This is a genomic window from Microbacterium sp. Leaf436, assembly GCF_001424715.1.
Classification (GTDB): Bacteria; Actinomycetota; Actinomycetes; order Actinomycetales; family Microbacteriaceae; genus Microbacterium.
In genome coordinates this window covers 608,702-623,389 of sequence record NZ_LMRB01000002.1, presented here as the reverse complement: position 1 = coordinate 623,389, position 14,688 = coordinate 608,702, and the positions used below count along the sequence as shown (strand labels likewise).

The window sequence follows — 14,688 nt, the reverse complement described above, 5'->3', positions numbered from 1 at the left end:
TTCCCTTCGTCGCGTACGCGTCCAGCCTGTCAACGCGGAGGCCTCGGCCCCAACGGCTTGACCGCGGGGGCGACGGAGGCCTAGCGTCCGAACATCCCGCGCATGCGACGACCGAGCGGCTGCGTCAGGACCACGCGTCGGCCGTCGACGTCGAGGGTCACGGTCGACCCTCCGAAGCCGTGCCCCTGCGCGGGCGCGGCGTCACCGCGGACATAGGCCTCGGCGACATCCACGTAGACGGCCAGCAGGCGCGCGCTCTCGTCCTTCGACGACGACGCGTCGATGAGCTCCGTGCGGTGACCGGTGTCGGTCTCGACCGAGAACCAGCGCGAACCGGGGGTCGAGACGACGGCCCACCGCGCGCCTCGGGCGAATCGCGCGCGGGCGGCGCCATCGCGCAGCTCGGTGGACACCTCGAGGTCGGTGTGCGCGATCGCCAGCACCTCGAGCATCGCGAGGGCCTCGGGCGCGGTGACGAAATCGCCCCGGCCGGCGCTCAGGCCGCCCCACTCGAATCGGCTCTCGCCCATGCCGTCCGCCTCCGCCATCGCTCGACCTGCACCGAGCGTAATCCCGGCGGTGCGCTCCGGCGCCGGAACGCGCACCCTGGGAACTCCCTGACAACGCCCTACGATGAGCCCATGCTGACTTCGAGCCCGTCCTCCATCACCGAGCAGACCTCGCTCTTCGCGCTCAGCGCGACCAACTCGCTTCTCGCCATCGCCGTGTACGTCGTGCTGGTCATCGCGCTCTGGCGTGTCTTCACCAAGGCGGGGTATGCCGGGTGGCTGGCGATCATCCCCCTCGTGAACGTCGTCTACCTCACCAAGATCGCCGGGTCCTCGGGCTGGTTCGCGCTGCTCTACCTGGTGCCGATCGTCGGTTTCGTCTTCCACATCATCGTGTCGCTGCGGGTGGGCCGCGCCTTCGGCCACGGGTGGTTCTTCTCGCTCGTTCTGCTCGTGGTGTTCCACGTCATCGGCTACCTCATCCTCGGCTTCAGCGGCGACAAGTACCGGGCCGAGCGTCTGAGCTGACCCGGGTCGGATGCCACCACGGAGGCCCCGGCGAGCGCACACACCGCGCGCGCCGGGGCCTTCGCGTGTGTCCGCGCTACACCGACCTCAGGCGCTCGTCGGGGTGAAGGTTACGAAGCCGGACCGACCCGTCGACGATCGCGCGCAGCGCCCGGGGGCTGAGCTCCAGTTCCGCCGAGACGCGCTCGACACCCGCGCCCGACGACACCGCGGCACGCAGCGCCGCCTCCGCCTCGCCGGCGACCTCGTCGACATCAGCAGCCGTACTGGCGATGAATGCCGCCAGGCGGGCCTGCGCCGCGCGGATGCGGGCTCTCTGCCGCTCGAGCGTTGCGGTTGCGGTGTCGACGGGGCGCTCGACGGTCGGCACGGGAGCCGAGTCGGCGGTCGGGGGCATGGGTTCTCCGCTCCGGGGGGGCATTCGACGCCTGCGCGGTGCGGCAGACATTGATCCCATGCTGTCGAACCGAGGGAAGTGACCGCATCCTCCCAGAGGTGTATCTCCCCCCGCTGATCGGTGGAATCACCCGCCGAGAGCGACCCCGCGAACGCCACCGGCGGGGGCAGGATGCCACGGGCACGTCGGCCGCACCCGTGGCATCCTGTTCAGTCGCCCTTCACGTTGACGATCTGCCGCAGCGTGTGTCGCACGCTCACCAGGTCGGCGGCGTCCGCCATGACCCGATCGATCGGCTTGTACGCCTGCGGGATCTCGTCGATGAACGCGTCGGTGTCGCGGTACTCGATGCCCGCCATAGCGTCACGCAACTGCTCGTGCGTGAAGGTCTTGCGGGCCGCCGATCGCGAGTACTCCCGGCCTGCTCCGTGCGGTGACGAGTTCAGCGCGACAGGATTGCCGCGCCCCTCGACGACGTACGACGCGGTGCCCATCGACCCGGGGATGAGTCCCGGCCGACCTTCGTCGGCCATGATGGCGCCCTTCCGCGAGACCCACACGCGCTTGCCGAAGTGCCTCTCGGACTCCGTGAAGTTGTGGTGGCAGTTGATGCGCTCCCGCTCCTCGACGGTCGTGTCGAGGAAACGTCCGAGCTGATTCGCGACGCGATCCATCATCTCCTCACGGTTCAGGAGGGCGAAGTGCTGTGCCCACCGGAGCTCGCGGATGTAGCGCGTGAACTCCGGGGTCCCCTCGACGAGGTACGCCAGGTCGGGATGCGGGAGCTCGATCCACCACTGCTTCGCCAGACGCTGCGCGACCTTGATGTGGTGCTGCGCGATGCGGTTGCCGACACCCCGGGAGCCGGAATGCAGGAACATCCACACGTCGTCGTTCTCGTCGAGCGAGATCTCGATGAAGTGGTTGCCGCTGCCCAGCGAACCGAGCTGATGCCGCCAGTGACCGGCGTATTTGGCGGGGTCGAATTCGGCCTTCTCGGCGAGCGACTCGAGCTCGGCCACGCGCGGCTCGGCGGTGGCGACGATCTTGCGGTTGTCGCGACCGGCCGACAGCGGGATGGCCCGCTCGATCTGCTGCCGCAGCTCCGCGAGGTCGCGACCGGCCAGGTCGGCAGCCGTGAACTGCGTCTTGACCGCGATCATGCCGCAGCCGATGTCGACCCCGACGGCCGCGGGCATGATCGCTCCGAGAGTCGGGATGACCGACCCGACCGTCGCGCCCAGGCCGAGGTGGGCGTCGGGCATGAGGGCGAGGTGGGGGTAGATGAACGGCATGCGTGACGAGGTACGGGCCTGTTCGATGGTTTTGTCATCGATCAGGCTCGCCCACGACACCAGTCGTTCGGTGAGCTTCTGCATGGATCCTTTCCTTCGTGTGGTGCGCGGATGCGCGGTTGAGGTGAGCTCCGGTCGGAGCACTCCCCCACACGGTGGAAAGAGAAAAGCCCCGACCTGACGGGCGGGGCGCGAGAGAACGAGGTCTAGGCGGCCGGCACCGGAGGGTACGACGAAGGCAGGAACGGCAGGTACGTGTCCTGCTGCTCCTGACGAAGATCGCGCATCGCGGTCATCGTGTCGTCCCCTCGGCTCATCGTGCCGGTCGGCACGGACTTGCGAACATAGCGGACGCCGCGAACCCGGCGCAAGGCTCGCGGCGTGGCCCCCACCCTGCGCAGCCCGGGCATCACCCGCACCGGCGTCAAGCCTGTGTCGGCTGGTCGAAGTCCCAGTCGATGGGCTCGTCGTCGCCCTCGTCGGACTCCGAGGGCTCGACAGCGCGCAGGTGCGCTCGCGGGAAGAAACGGTGGTCCTTCAGCTCCTGGGCCGCGTGCGAGAAGTCCGGCTCCTCGTCGGTCCAGTCCACCGGTGCCGACAGCACGTCGTTGCCGACCCCGATGACGAGTTCCGCCTGGGCGACCTTCTTGTCGTCGGTGACGATCGGGATGCTGACGGCCTCGGCTTGGCCTTCCTTCGCCACCGCCGCCGTCAACAGGATCAGGGACGACGCGACGTCGTCGGTGGTGAGGACGGTTTCTCCGGCGTAGGTGACACAGCGCATGCTGACAGACTGCGGGTCACCGTCGCCCGAAGGGGGGCGGGTTGCCGGGCTTGCCGACGTGAGGTACCGATCAGTCGCGTCGCTGCACCGTGCGGAACATCGCCTCGTCGAGCTCGAACCAGACGGCTCGAACCGTCTCGAACTCCCCGAAGGGTTCAGGTTGCGGGTCGCTCAGAGACAGACGGTAGCCGCGCGGCAGATCATCCACGTGCTGTCCGTCGCGGGGGCCGCCGACGAGCACGTAGATCACGGGGAGTCGACCGCCGGGGTCTCGACCGCGACGCCGTCGACCGCGTCGCTCATCCGCCGGAGGAAGGCGACGACGCTCGCCGATTCTTCGGGTGTCATGTCGATCACCGCGGCCAGCATGCGGTCGTGCATGGTGCCCAGGGTCTGCCGCACCTCTGCATCGGCGCGCGGCGTCGCCTGCACGAAGATGCTGCGGCGGTCGTCGGGATTGGCGGCGCGGGTGAGGTGCCCGGATCGCTCCAGCCGGTCGAGGATGGCCGTGGTGGACGCCGTCGACAGACCCAGGTACTTCGTCAACTCCCCCGGTCGTACGCGGCGGGAGGAATCGCGCAGCAGGTAACGCAGAACGAGGAGCTCGTTCTCGCCCATCGACATCGAGTCGCGCGTGCGGCGACGCATAGCGACCTCGGCCGCGCGGTACACCCGGAGCGATTCGAGGACGGCCTTGCTGCGCATACGGCGGTCGGCGGGTTCGTCGCCGTACCAGTAGCTCGGCTCAGCGGAGTCGACCGGAGGGGCGCTCTCGCGAGGCGCGACGCGGACATCTGTCACGACACACTCCTCCCTGGTGGAGAAACTATATCGCCAAACCAATAGTTAGACAAACTAGTTACTAGTCGAGTATGTTTGTAAACCAGCAAACCGCTGCGAGAGGAGAACCCCATGGGGCAGTTGTTCTACGGCACGACGAGCGAGTCGATCCAGATCCCCGATCGACTGCTGTCGCACCTGAAAGTCGTCGCGACCACCAAACTCCGCCGCAGCGAGAGCTTCACTCTGAGCTGGGCTCACGTCGACGGCACCCCGGGACGATCGACGATCTGGCTGCAGCCGGCGATCCCGATGCGCTTCGTCTTCGATTCGGCCGAGCCCGAGGCCCTCAACCCCCGCGTTCTCAAGGACATGGCCGACATGGCGAACTCGTCGGCCGGTCTGGTCGTCGAACTGAACGCCGAGATCCCCACGGCCGAGGCACCCGCCCGTGCCGCCGCGACGCGCGGCACCGCGCCCGCTGCTCGGCGCCCCAGCCTGTCTGTGGCGGCGTGACATGAGCACCGCTTCCCTCGCGCCTCTCAGCGCGCTCGCCTCCACCCGTGTCCTCTGGGCGAAGGTCGACACCGGCTTCTGGGTCGCCCATCGCGGCGGCGAGTACTTCGGTTGCGTCGACCAGGTCACCGGCGGATACGTCTCGCGCGACGCGCACGGCATCCCCGTCGGTCGCTACGACGAGCTCTCCGCCGCGAAATCCTCGCTGCGTTCGACGACGCACCCGGCCAACACCGCCCGGCGTCACCGCGCCGAACGTGCGACCGCCACCGCGGCCACGGTTGTCGGCGGCACGGCCCTGGCGTTCGCGCTGACAGCCGGCGCCCTCGCCCCGTTCCTGTGAGCCGAACCGGGCTCCCCGCCACACCACCGTCCGCGTGACGGCGGCCGCGCCCGACCGCTGGGCCCTCGTCGACCCCCTGGACACGCACGTCGACGCGTGACAGCGTCGGCCCGGGTCGACACGACGACCCCTGACGGATGGAGATGACATGACCGACATCGACGGACGCACCGACGACGCTCCCGACCAGGACTCGAACGGCGCGGGAAGCGAATCCCCCGAAGAAGGAGCGGCGGCCCAGAAGGACGCCGAAGACGCCTCGAACACGGCGGACTCCCCCACCGGCGACATCTCCTGATCGCGCGCTGCACGCGACGGTCCGGCGGCTCCTCGGCGACGAGGGCCGCCGGCGCTGCGACGGCCCCGGCTTTCGGCGGTTCCGACACCGTGCCGTGACCCGCAGCGAGTTCTCGTTCTCGGCGGCCGCGCTGTTCTACCCCGGTGATCCGACCTCGGCGCCCGAGGGCACCGGCTGGCACCGCGGGCACCACCAGGTGCGCCGTCGCTCGGGGTCGTCGACCACCTCGGCGCGCACCTGAACCCGGGTGCCGCACCGCAGGCACGGGCGCCCCGCTCGGCCCGCCACCCAGTGCGACGAACCGCGGCGTCGGTCGCCCGTCGTCACCTGGTACATCCCCGGCACGGTCGCCGACGTCCGCAGGCACCGCGCGGCGAGGGCCACCAGCGCGGGCAGATCCGTCGCCCCGATCGGCGCGAGGGGATGGATGCCGCGGAGGAAGGCGAGTTCGTTCACCCACAGGTTGCCGAGACCGGCGAGGCGCGTCTGGTCGAGCAGAGCGGCGACGAACGTGCGCTCCGGCCGCACCGACAGCCGACGCACCGCCTCGGCGGCATCCCAGTCGTCGCGCAACGGATCGGGGCCCAGGTGGCCGATCACGTCGCGCTCGCGGGCCGTGGCGACGAGCTCGACGACGGGGAGGTCGATGCCCCACATCTCCCGGCCGTCGTCGAACCGCAGACGCACGCGCGCCCGCTCGCGCTCGGCCGTCGGCAGGGAGCGCCCGGCGCGCGTGATCGTCCAGCTGCCCTGCATGCGCAGGTGCGTGTGCAGGGTCGTGGCATCGTCCAACCGGGTGAGCAGGTGTTTGCCGTGGGTGTCGTACCCCTCGATCCGCAGCCCCGCGAGCGACCTGCCGGCCGCCGAACCGGAGCGCAGCTCGCCCTCGGCCACGCGGGCGCCGCGCGTCGCGGCATCCAACCGCCGACGCAGGCGCAGAACGCTGTCGCCCTCGGGCACCGTCAGGGCGCCGAGGTGAAGACCTGATCGGCGCGCGGGGCGAGGTCGGGCCGCAGGCGCGTGCCGAACTCGTGCCGCAGGGCGCTGAGGGCCGCCTGCCACCCGGCGAGGCCGTGCACTCCGGGGCCGGGACTGGTCGACGAGGAGCACAGGTACACGCCCTTCATCGGGGTGCGCCAGGGTTCGGGGCTGTACACCGGCCGCCCCAGCAGCTGAGGGAGCGTCGGCGCGCCCGCCGAGATGTCGCCGCCGGGGAAGTTCGGATTCCACGCGGCGATGTCGACGGCCGTGCGCGACGACGAGGCCAGAACCGTGTCGCGGAAGCCGGGCGCGAAGCGCTCGATCTGACGCACCACCGCCTCCTCGCGGTCGGCGGGGCTCCCCGCCGGCACGTGCGTGTACGCCCAGAGCACGTGCTTGCCCTCGGGCGCACGGGTGGGGTCGAAGAGCGTCGGCTGCGCGGTGAGCACGTAGGGCGCGTCGGGCAGATCGCCGCGCGCGACGGCGTTCTCGGCGGCGGCGATCTCGGCCCGCGTCCCGCCGATGTGCACCGTTCCGGCGCCGCCGATGTCGGGGTGGGTCCACGGCACGGGGTCGCTCAGCGCGAAGTCGACCTTGGCGACACCCCCGCCGTAGCGGAACCGCTGCAGGGCGCGGCGGTACGCCGCCGGCATCCGGTCACCGGCCAGGCGGATCAATGCCCGCGGCGTCGTGTCGAGCAGCACCGCCCGCGACGGCGGCAACTCGTCGAGGGCGGTGACCTCGACGCCCGCGTGGAACACGCCCCCGTGCGCGCGGATGTCGGCGATCATCGCGTCGGCGATCGATTGGCTGCCGCCGACGGGGATCGGCCATCCGCGGCCGTGCCCGTAGGTGGCGAGCACGAGACCGGCACCGCCGGCCGCGAGGCTCGGCTGGTGCAGGATCGTGTGCGCGGAGACACCGGTGGCCAGCGCCGGCGCGACGTCTTCGCGGAACCGCGCGTTCCACCAGGGCCCGCCCTGCTCGAGAGAGCGGATGCCGAAGAAGAAGGCCGCGAGGGGGTCCCCCGGCACACGCAGGAGGGCGTTGCCGGTGAAGTCGGCGACCCCGCGCAGGTGATCGACGAGGGGACGCATGAGGCGTTCATAGGCGGGACCGTCGACGCCCAGGCCCTCGGCCGCGCGGGAGAGATCGCGGTAGGCGAGCCCGGCGCGTCCGCCGTCGAGGGGGTGCGCGTACGAGATCTCGGGAACGATGAGCGGCACGCGCCGATCGAGACCGAACTCGCGGAAGAACCACGATTCGAGGGCGAGGGGATGAACCGCCGAGCCCACGTCGTGCCGGAAACCCGGCAGGGTCAGTTCGGCCGTCGAGGCGGCGCCCCCGAAGGTCGTCGAGCGCTCGTACACCGCGACCGACAACCCCGCGCGCGCCAGGGTGACCGCCGCGGCCAAGCCGTTGGGTCCGGATCCGACGATGATCGCGTCGTAGGTCTCGCTCATCGGTCGATCGGCTCCCTCTGAGCGGTGGATTCGTGCCCGAGGACCGAAGCTCCGCCCTGTGTTCCGGGGGCGCCCCCCTCCGCCAAGTAGGCGAGGCGGTGCAGGGTCTCGGCGTTGCGCCAGCGCGTGATCGCGTCGAAGACCGTGTCGGGAAGCAGGGTCGTCGGTCCGGTGACCGGCTCCTCCTGGATGCGGACGACGCACATGTCACCGCGCGCCTTCACGTCGATCGCCACGCGGGCGACACCGATGGGCCCGCCGTGCGGTTCGAGCACCGCGCGATACGGCGGCTCCCACACGCGCATGGTGGTGGTGTCATTGATGAGGGCGGGCCACGACCCGAAGGAGTGGTGAAGCGTGGAGCCCTCGGCCGGCCAGGCCTCGGAGACGTCGCGCATCCGCGAGGTCCCCACCACCCACAGGGGGTAGAGCCACCCGTTCGCCAGCACGCGGAAGACGTCGTCGGGGGTGCAGCGCATCAGTCGCACGTTGCGGGCCATGGGACGCTCCTCCTCGGCGGCGGGGGTTCGGGCGAGACGGATGACGAGCCGCCGCGTCTCGATGGGCCCACGCTACGGCCCGCGCGGCACCGTGTCGCAATGGTTGCGTCCGGCGGCTGCGGCCGGTAACGGTCAGGCGGCGTCCTGCAGAGGGAGCACGAACCACGCCCGGGTACCTCCGGCGGGCGACGCGTCGAGTCCGATCGATCCCCGATGCGCGTCGATGATGCGCCGGCACGTCGCGAGACCGATGCCGATGCCCGGAACCTCGCCACCGTGGCCGCGTTGCATGGGCTCGAACACGCGTTCGCGCAGCTCGGGGTCGACCGCCTCGCCGTTGTCGTCGACGCTGATGCGCCAGCCATCGGGCAGGACCTCGACGCTCACGCGGATGGTCGGCGTCTTCTCGGCGGCCACCGTGAACTTCACCGCGTTGGCGATGAGGTTCTGCAGCAGGACGCGGAGCAGAGTGTCGTCGGCGATCACCCGGGCCGAGGCGTCGACGGTCACCTCGGCGCCGGTGCGCACGAGAGCGCCATCGAGGTCTTCGAGCACCGCGTCGACGGTGTCGGCGACGTCGACCTCGACGAGGTGGGGACGCGTGCCCCCCATGCGCGCGAAGTCGAGCAGGTCGGTGACCATCGAGGTCATACGCCCGGCGGCGGCCTCCGCCCGCACGAGCGACTGCGCCGCGCGCGGCGCGGCCGCCATCTCGGGGCTGTCCGAGGCGAGCTCGATGAAGCCCGTCAGCGCCGTCAGCGGGTTGCGCAGGTCGTGGCTGACCTGCACGGCGAAGTGCTCGAGCGACGCGTTCGATTCGATCAGGTCGCGCTGCACGCGACGCAGCTCGAGCACGTCGATCACCTGGTGGGCGAGCAGATCGAGCGCGCGGCTGCTGGCATCCGAGAGTTCTCCGACCACGTCGTCGAAGACGCAGAGCGTTCCGATCGCGACCCCGGCCGGGGTGATCAGGGGGCTCGATGCGTAGAAACGTACGTGGGCGATCTCGCCGGTGACGAACCCGCTCCGCGCGAAACGTTCGTCGAGACGCGCGTCGGGCACGACGACGCGACCGGGCGTGCTGATGACCGCGGCGCACATGGAGTCCTCGCGGGCGCACGACGCCGCCTGGATGCCCACCGCCGCGATCTGATGCTGCATGCGATCGTCGATGATGTTGATCACCGCGGTGGGAACGCCGCAGATGGTCGCGGCGAGCTCGACGAGCCCCTGAAGATCGGGCTCGGAGGGTTCGCCGACTAATCGGTACTGCGCGATCGCTTCGCGTCGCGTCACATCGTGCGCCGTGGACACGTCTTTCCCTTCACGTCGTTCCCCCGTCGTCGAGCCTAGCGCCGGTACACCCCGCGCGGCCCGGCGGAAAGGGGTCGCACGATCAGCACGCGCCGCCCAGAGTGGGGGCATGAGCACCCCGACCCCCCTCCCCCAGACTCCCTCCGACCCGGGAACCCCGTCGATCCCCGACGAGCCGCTCGCCCCGACCCCGTCGGAACCGACGGCCCCGACCCCCGCGGAACCCACGGTGCCGCTCGCTCCCGAGACCGCGCCCGCACCGGCCGGTCACGACGACGACTCCGCGGGAGCCTTCGCCGACGACGAGAGCGGCGCGGTCGGCACCGCCGAGATCAATGCCGACAACGCCGTCGAGCAGGACATGATCGACGCCATCGATCCGGCCGGCCGTCCCGACTGACCCCCGCGAGAACGACGAAGGGGCGACGCCGTCACGGCGTCGCCCCTTCGTCGTTCGGAGGTCAGCGGATCACGGGTTGCCGCGAGTCCACAGCAGCAGGATCGCCACGACCTGCAGCACGAGGCATCCGACGAGGATCGCCGTGCGGCGCCGGGGCGTCGACGACCACCGTTCGTCGCCCATCAGGGGCGCCATCGGCATGAGCAGTCGGAACGTGCTCTGCTGCGGGAGGAACACGGCCAGGATGTAGATGCCGTAGCTGAAGCCGTAGGTCACCACCATGAGGCCCAGGCGACGGACGGGACGCGACCACATCAGGGCCAGGAAGGCCACGATCAGGGCGACGACCAGGATGATGCCCACGACGCCCAGGTGCGTTCCCGCCTGGCGGAACCAGGGCGTGAACGGGGTGAACTCGTCGTTTCCGACGTAGTCGAGCCACCACCCCAGCTCCGTGCGGATGTAGGCATTGTGCGTGCCCGTGAAGTGCTGCGCGATGTGGTTCCACGACAGTCCCGCGGCGGCGATGACGAGTCCGCTCGCCATGAGCGAGGCCCACTCGCGCACGGGGAACGGGTCGACCCGGCGTCGGAAGAACCGCACCAGGAAGACCATGCCGAGCGCCAACCCCAGGGCCAGAACCCCGGGACGCGTGTACGCCGTCATCAGACCGATCGGCAGGATCCAGAGATAACGCCGTTTGATCGCCAGCAGCATGCCGGCGAACATCAGCAGCATGAACAGGCCCTCGCTGTAGCCGATCACGAAGAGGAACGACATCGGGGCGAAAGAGAAGAAGACCACGGCCCACCACGCCGGCTGCGGCTTGGTGACCGTGCGCAGCAGCAGGAAGAGCAACCAGGTCGCCCCCAGGCTCGCGCCCAGGCTGAGCAGGATAGCGACCGGCTGCCACCCCAGGCCCGTCGCACCCGAGAGCACGCGCACCATCGTGGGGAACACCGGCAGGAACGCCCAGTTGTTCGGCAGGATGTCGCCCGAGACGTTCATCGGCAGCGAGGTGGGATAGCCCTGCGCGGCGATCTGGCCGTAGCGGTCGGCGTCCCACCCGGTCAGGTAGTCGAAGAACGTGCCGAGGCGCTCGCTGTCGGGACCGAAGCCCCACCGTGCCGCCTTGGCGATGGAGTAGAAACCCCACAGGAAACCGAAGTTGACCGCGCGCGCGATGGCCCACAGCAGCAGGACGCGCGTGAACGCGCCGCGCTCGACGGGGACGATGCCCTCGGGCGTACGCAGCACGTCGTGCCCGTACTGACGCAGTGCCCGACCCACTCGGGAGTCGCGCAAGCGGTCGAGTCGACTCGGTCGCTCGATGACGCGCGACGGACGCGTCGGGGAGGCAAGCTCGCTCGGCGGTGCGCTCACTCGGAACCTTTCACAGGGGAAGATGTGGGCGAGTGACGACGGTGTCGGGCCCGGACAAGTGCAGTGAGGCTTGATAGTAGCGGATCAACCCGAACGTTCCCTGCGGTTGACTTTCGTGAAATCCCCTGGTCAGTGGGCGTCGCCCACCAGTTTCAGGCCGATCACGCACCCGACGAGGCCCAGCACGAGCAGCACCTTCACGACCGAGATCGCCTCGGCGCCGCTGATCATGGCGACCACCACCGTCAGTGCGGCGCCGATGCCGACCCACACCGCGTACGCCGTGCCGGTGGGGATGTCCCGCATCGCATAGGCGAGCCCGCCCATGGATGCCACCAGCGCGACGCCGAAGACGACGCTCGGCCAGAGCTTGGTGAAGCCCTCGGAACGCCCGAGGGCGGTGGCCCAGACGGCCTCGAGGACACCGGACACGATGAGGACGATCCACGACATGGCTGTACTCCTTGGCCAGTCTTGTCGCAGTCCGGGTACTGATCCGTCGTCCGGGGACGCGGGAGGCGTCCGACCCTCAGGCTAGCGAGCGCGCCTGGGCAGCACCCGTGCACGCGTCGGACGACGCGAACGACGCCGGGGCCCGGCATCCGGGATCGACCTCAGATGAGGAAGATCGATGCCGCGCCGGGGTTGTGGGCGTGCACCAGCACTCCGAAGACGACGGCGTCGAACAGCAGGTGCACCGTCACGACGTACCAGAGCGACCGGGTCTTCAAGAAGAGGAAGCCCTGGATGAGGGCGAACGGGATCGTCAGCGCCGGACCCCAGGCCTGGTAGCCGAGCTCCCACAGGAACGACACGAACACGATCGTCTGCAACAGGTTGGCCGTGAGGTCGGGGAAATGCCGACGCAGGAGCACGAACACCGTGCAGATGAAGAACAGCTCGTCCCAGATGCCCACCGCGCCCACGCCGACGAACAGGCGCGCGATCATCTCGGGGGTGTCGACGACCGGCCAGTTCATGTAGACGCCGGAGGTGATGAAGTAGAACGGCAGGATCAGGTAGCCGAGCACGATCACGCCGCCCAGCCACGCCCACTGCCACCACGTCCACCGACCGCCGCCGCGCCACGGGAAACGGATCGCGTGGTCGCGGTAGACGAACCTCGAGATCACGTACGGCACGAGCACGGCCCCGCCCAGGGCGAGCGTGAAACGCAGGAAGGCGGCGTTGTCGAGTTCGGCCTGCAGCGGGATGAGGCTGACGATGAACTGCCCGAGGGCGACGAGCGAGACGTCGCGGGCGATGCTCGGCTCGGGGTCGCGACCGGGGAGGACGGCGACGCCGGCGCGCCGGTCGACGAGGATTCCGGATGCCACGGCCAGAGCCAGCAGCAGCCAGCCGAGCCAGATGACCTGTATGACGAACAGCGCCGGGGCGGCGAGGCACACCAGCAGCGCCGGCACGAGTTTCAGCGAGAGCGTGGAACGCTCGCGCTCGGCGACCGCGGCGTGCGCGGTCACGGCGCCACCCGCGTGTACGTCAGGTCGCGGATGTCGCGACCCACCCGCAGCCCCTTCTGCTCGAACGCGGTGAGCACGCGGCCCTCGAAGCGTTCCGCCCAGTCACCCGGGAAAGCCCGCGAGAACTCGGGCGCCTCGTCGAGCACCTCGCGCATCTGGTCGGCGTAGTCCTGCCAGTCGGTCGCGAGGCGCAGCGTCGCCCCGGGCCGCAGCGCCAGGGCGGCGACGCGGACGAAATCGGGGGCGATCAGTCGCCGCTTGGTGTGCTTGTTCTTGTGCCAGGGATCGGGGAAGAACACCCACAGCTCATCGACGGAGCCGGCCGGCAGCAGGTGCTCCAGCGCCTCGGGGGCGTTGGCCTCGGCGAGTCGGAGGTTCTTCACCCCCGCGCGGTCGGCGTCGAGCATGGTGCGGGCAAGGCCGGCGGTGAACACCTCGACCGCGAGGAAGTCGTTGTCGGGATCGGCGGCGGCGGCCGACACGATCTGGTGCCCCTGGCCCGAACCGATCTCGACGGTCAGGCGGGCCCGACGGCCGTAGACCTCGACCGGGTCGATCGCCGATCCCTCTTTGACGCTCGTGGTGGCCGCGCCCCGCTCGACGGGGAGCAGGTAGGTCGGCGAGAACTCCGCCCAGGCACGGTCCTGCGCCTCGGACATGCGTCCGCTGCGCCGGACGAACGACACGGGCTTGTCGCGGAAGACGGGCGCGGCATCCATGGCATCCAGGCTATCCGCCGCGCGAGTCGCCCTATCCTGTCGCTTCTCGTCGGCGGGAGCGACAGATTCCGGCGACTCACGCGAGGTGGCACGCTTGCGGCCGCTCACGGGACGGTCACGAAGTCGATGAGTTCCTCGACGCGGCCGAGCAGGGCCGGTTCGAGGTCGCGGAACGTGGTGACGCGCGACAGGATGTGCTGCCAGGCGCGGGCCGTGTCGGCCTGCTCCTCGGCGGGCCAGCCGAGGGCGCGGCAGACGCCGACCTTCCACTCGATGCCGCGGGGTACCTCCGGCCACGCGGCGATGCCGAGGGCGCGGGGCGTGACGCACTGCCAGACGTCGACGAAGGGGTGGCCGAAGATCCGCACGTGCGCGCCGTGGCGGCCTCGGGCGATCTTGTCGGCGATCCGCGACTCCTTGGAGTTCGGCACGAGGTGGTCGACGAGAACGCCGTAGCGACGTTCGGCGGTGGGGGGCTCGGCATCCAGTGCCTGTTCGAGCAGGTCGACGCCCTCGAGGAACTCCACGACCACGCCCTCGGCGCGCAGGTCGGCGCCCCAGACCTTCTCGACGAGCTCGGCGTCGTGCTTGCCCTCGACGAAGATGCGGCTCGCTCGGGCGGTGCGGGCGCGCTGATCGGCGACGGCGAACGAGCCCGAGGCCGTGCGCGTGCGTCCCTTCGGGGCCGCCGTCGGCGCGTCGAGCACGACCGGGGCGCCGTCGACGAGGAAGCCGCCGCCGAGGGGGAACAGGCGTCGCTTGCCGAAGCGGTCCTCGAGCTCGACGTTCATGCCGTCGACGCGGGTCACCGCTCCGCAGAATCCGTCGCCGACCACTTCGACGACCAGGTCTGCGGATGCCGCGACGCGGGCGGGCGGGGTGCGTCCGGCGTCGCGCCAGCCGCGGGCGAGCACATCGGTGCCGTAAGGGTCGTCCATGGGTACCTCCGAACGCTCGAGCCTAGGCGGCGCGATTGTGCGCTGACAGCGGACGCGCC

20 protein-coding genes and 1 riboswitch are annotated in these 14,688 nt (G+C 70.3%); of the genes, 5 read left to right on the top strand and 15 right to left on the bottom strand.

What is annotated here, in order from left to right:
- Positions 1–80 precede the first annotated feature (80 nt).
- A complete protein-coding gene (locus ASG45_RS07190) occupies positions 81–530 on the bottom strand; it encodes a hypothetical protein (protein ID WP_191915258.1) in 450 nt (149 codons plus the stop codon).
- A 111-nt stretch (positions 531–641) separates the two neighbouring features.
- Between ASG45_RS07190 and ASG45_RS07185 the strand changes: the two genes are divergently transcribed.
- Positions 642–1,037, top strand: coding sequence for a DUF5684 domain-containing protein (locus ASG45_RS07185; protein ID WP_055834775.1), 396 nt, complete (start codon positions 642–644; stop codon positions 1,035–1,037).
- 76 nt (positions 1,038–1,113) lie between these two features.
- Here the strand turns inward: ASG45_RS07185 and ASG45_RS07180 are convergent, their stop codons facing one another.
- From ASG45_RS07180 to ASG45_RS07155, 5 genes are all read right to left on the bottom strand, one after another.
- Entirely contained in the window at positions 1,114–1,434 is a 321-nt protein-coding gene (locus tag ASG45_RS07180) for a hypothetical protein (RefSeq protein ID WP_055834772.1), read from the bottom strand.
- A 209-nt stretch (positions 1,435–1,643) separates the two neighbouring features.
- Positions 1,644–2,813: an RtcB family protein gene (locus ASG45_RS07175; protein ID WP_055834769.1), complete on the bottom strand. Its 1,170-nt coding sequence runs from the start codon at positions 2,811–2,813 to the stop codon at positions 1,644–1,646.
- Between the two features lie 340 nt (positions 2,814–3,153).
- Positions 3,154–3,513, bottom strand: a complete 360-nt coding sequence (locus ASG45_RS07165) for a hypothetical protein (RefSeq protein WP_055834761.1) — start codon at positions 3,511–3,513, stop codon at positions 3,154–3,156.
- Positions 3,514–3,583: 70 nt separating this feature from the next.
- The gene (locus ASG45_RS07160; RefSeq protein WP_055834758.1) at positions 3,584–3,763 is read right to left on the bottom strand and encodes a hypothetical protein; all 180 of its coding nucleotides are present in this window, start codon (positions 3,761–3,763) and stop codon (positions 3,584–3,586) included.
- Entirely contained in the window at positions 3,760–4,314 is a 555-nt protein-coding gene (locus tag ASG45_RS07155; protein WP_055834755.1) for a MarR family winged helix-turn-helix transcriptional regulator, read from the bottom strand. Before ASG45_RS07155 ends, ASG45_RS07160 begins: the two co-directional genes overlap by 4 nt.
- Positions 4,315–4,425: 111 nt before the next feature.
- Here ASG45_RS07155 and ASG45_RS07150 point away from each other — a divergent pair, with 111 nt between their 5' ends.
- The 3 genes from ASG45_RS07150 (at position 4,426) to ASG45_RS16160 (ending at position 5,450) form a co-directional block, all read left to right on the top strand.
- Positions 4,426–4,809: a DUF7882 family protein gene (locus ASG45_RS07150; protein ID WP_055834752.1), complete on the top strand. Its 384-nt coding sequence runs from the start codon at positions 4,426–4,428 to the stop codon at positions 4,807–4,809.
- Position 4,810: 1 nt separating this feature from the next.
- The gene (locus ASG45_RS07145; protein ID WP_055834749.1) at positions 4,811–5,152 is read left to right on the top strand and encodes a hypothetical protein; all 342 of its coding nucleotides are present in this window, start codon (positions 4,811–4,813) and stop codon (positions 5,150–5,152) included.
- 148 nt (positions 5,153–5,300) lie between these two features.
- Complete coding sequence (locus ASG45_RS16160) at positions 5,301–5,450, top strand: hypothetical protein (RefSeq protein ID WP_156459398.1); 150 nt, start codon at positions 5,301–5,303, stop codon at positions 5,448–5,450.
- A 135-nt stretch (positions 5,451–5,585) separates the two neighbouring features.
- Here the strand turns inward: ASG45_RS16160 and ASG45_RS07140 are convergent, their stop codons facing one another.
- The 4 genes from ASG45_RS07140 to ASG45_RS07125 form a co-directional block, all read right to left on the bottom strand.
- The gene (locus ASG45_RS07140) at positions 5,586–6,410 is read right to left on the bottom strand and encodes a DNA-formamidopyrimidine glycosylase family protein (protein WP_055834747.1); all 825 of its coding nucleotides are present in this window, start codon (positions 6,408–6,410) and stop codon (positions 5,586–5,588) included.
- A 2-nt stretch (positions 6,411–6,412) separates the two neighbouring features.
- Positions 6,413–7,894, bottom strand: coding sequence for a phytoene desaturase family protein (locus tag ASG45_RS07135; protein WP_055834744.1), 1,482 nt, complete (start codon positions 7,892–7,894; stop codon positions 6,413–6,415).
- Positions 7,891–8,394 carry an SRPBCC family protein gene (locus ASG45_RS07130; RefSeq protein WP_055834741.1) on the bottom strand — a complete coding sequence of 168 codons (504 nt, stop codon included), beginning with the start codon at positions 8,392–8,394 and terminating at the stop codon, positions 7,891–7,893. Before ASG45_RS07130 ends, ASG45_RS07135 begins: the two co-directional genes overlap by 4 nt.
- Before the next feature lie 132 nt (positions 8,395–8,526).
- Entirely contained in the window at positions 8,527–9,708 is a 1,182-nt protein-coding gene (locus ASG45_RS07125; protein ID WP_055834738.1) for a sensor histidine kinase, read from the bottom strand.
- Positions 9,709–9,817: 109 nt separating this feature from the next.
- Between ASG45_RS07125 and ASG45_RS16475 the strand changes: the two genes are divergently transcribed.
- Entirely contained in the window at positions 9,818–10,108 is a 291-nt protein-coding gene (locus ASG45_RS16475) for a hypothetical protein (RefSeq protein WP_055834735.1), read from the top strand.
- 69 nt (positions 10,109–10,177) lie between these two features.
- On the opposite strand, the gene ASG45_RS07115 is transcribed toward ASG45_RS16475, so the two are convergent.
- The 5 genes from ASG45_RS07115 to ASG45_RS07095 form a co-directional block, all read right to left on the bottom strand.
- Positions 10,178–11,413 (bottom strand): hypothetical protein, encoded by a 1,236-nt coding sequence (locus ASG45_RS07115; protein ID WP_156458739.1) that lies wholly within the window; start codon positions 11,411–11,413, stop codon positions 10,178–10,180.
- A gap of 207 nt (positions 11,414–11,620) precedes the next feature.
- On the bottom strand, positions 11,621–11,944 hold the full coding sequence (locus tag ASG45_RS07110) for a DMT family transporter (protein ID WP_055834729.1): 324 nt from the start codon (positions 11,942–11,944) through the stop codon (positions 11,621–11,623).
- 10 nt (positions 11,945–11,954) lie between these two features.
- Positions 11,955–12,019: riboswitch (guanidine-III (ykkC-III) riboswitch) on the bottom strand.
- A gap of 86 nt (positions 12,020–12,105) precedes the next feature.
- The gene (locus tag ASG45_RS07105) at positions 12,106–12,972 is read right to left on the bottom strand and encodes a CPBP family intramembrane glutamic endopeptidase (RefSeq protein WP_055834726.1); all 867 of its coding nucleotides are present in this window, start codon (positions 12,970–12,972) and stop codon (positions 12,106–12,108) included.
- A complete protein-coding gene (gene trmB, locus ASG45_RS07100; RefSeq protein WP_055834723.1) occupies positions 12,969–13,691 on the bottom strand; it encodes a tRNA (guanosine(46)-N7)-methyltransferase TrmB in 723 nt (240 codons plus the stop codon). Before trmB ends, ASG45_RS07105 begins: the two co-directional genes overlap by 4 nt.
- A gap of 104 nt (positions 13,692–13,795) precedes the next feature.
- Entirely contained in the window at positions 13,796–14,629 is an 834-nt protein-coding gene (locus ASG45_RS07095; protein ID WP_055834721.1) for a DUF3097 domain-containing protein, read from the bottom strand.
- Positions 14,630–14,688 lie beyond the last annotated feature (59 nt).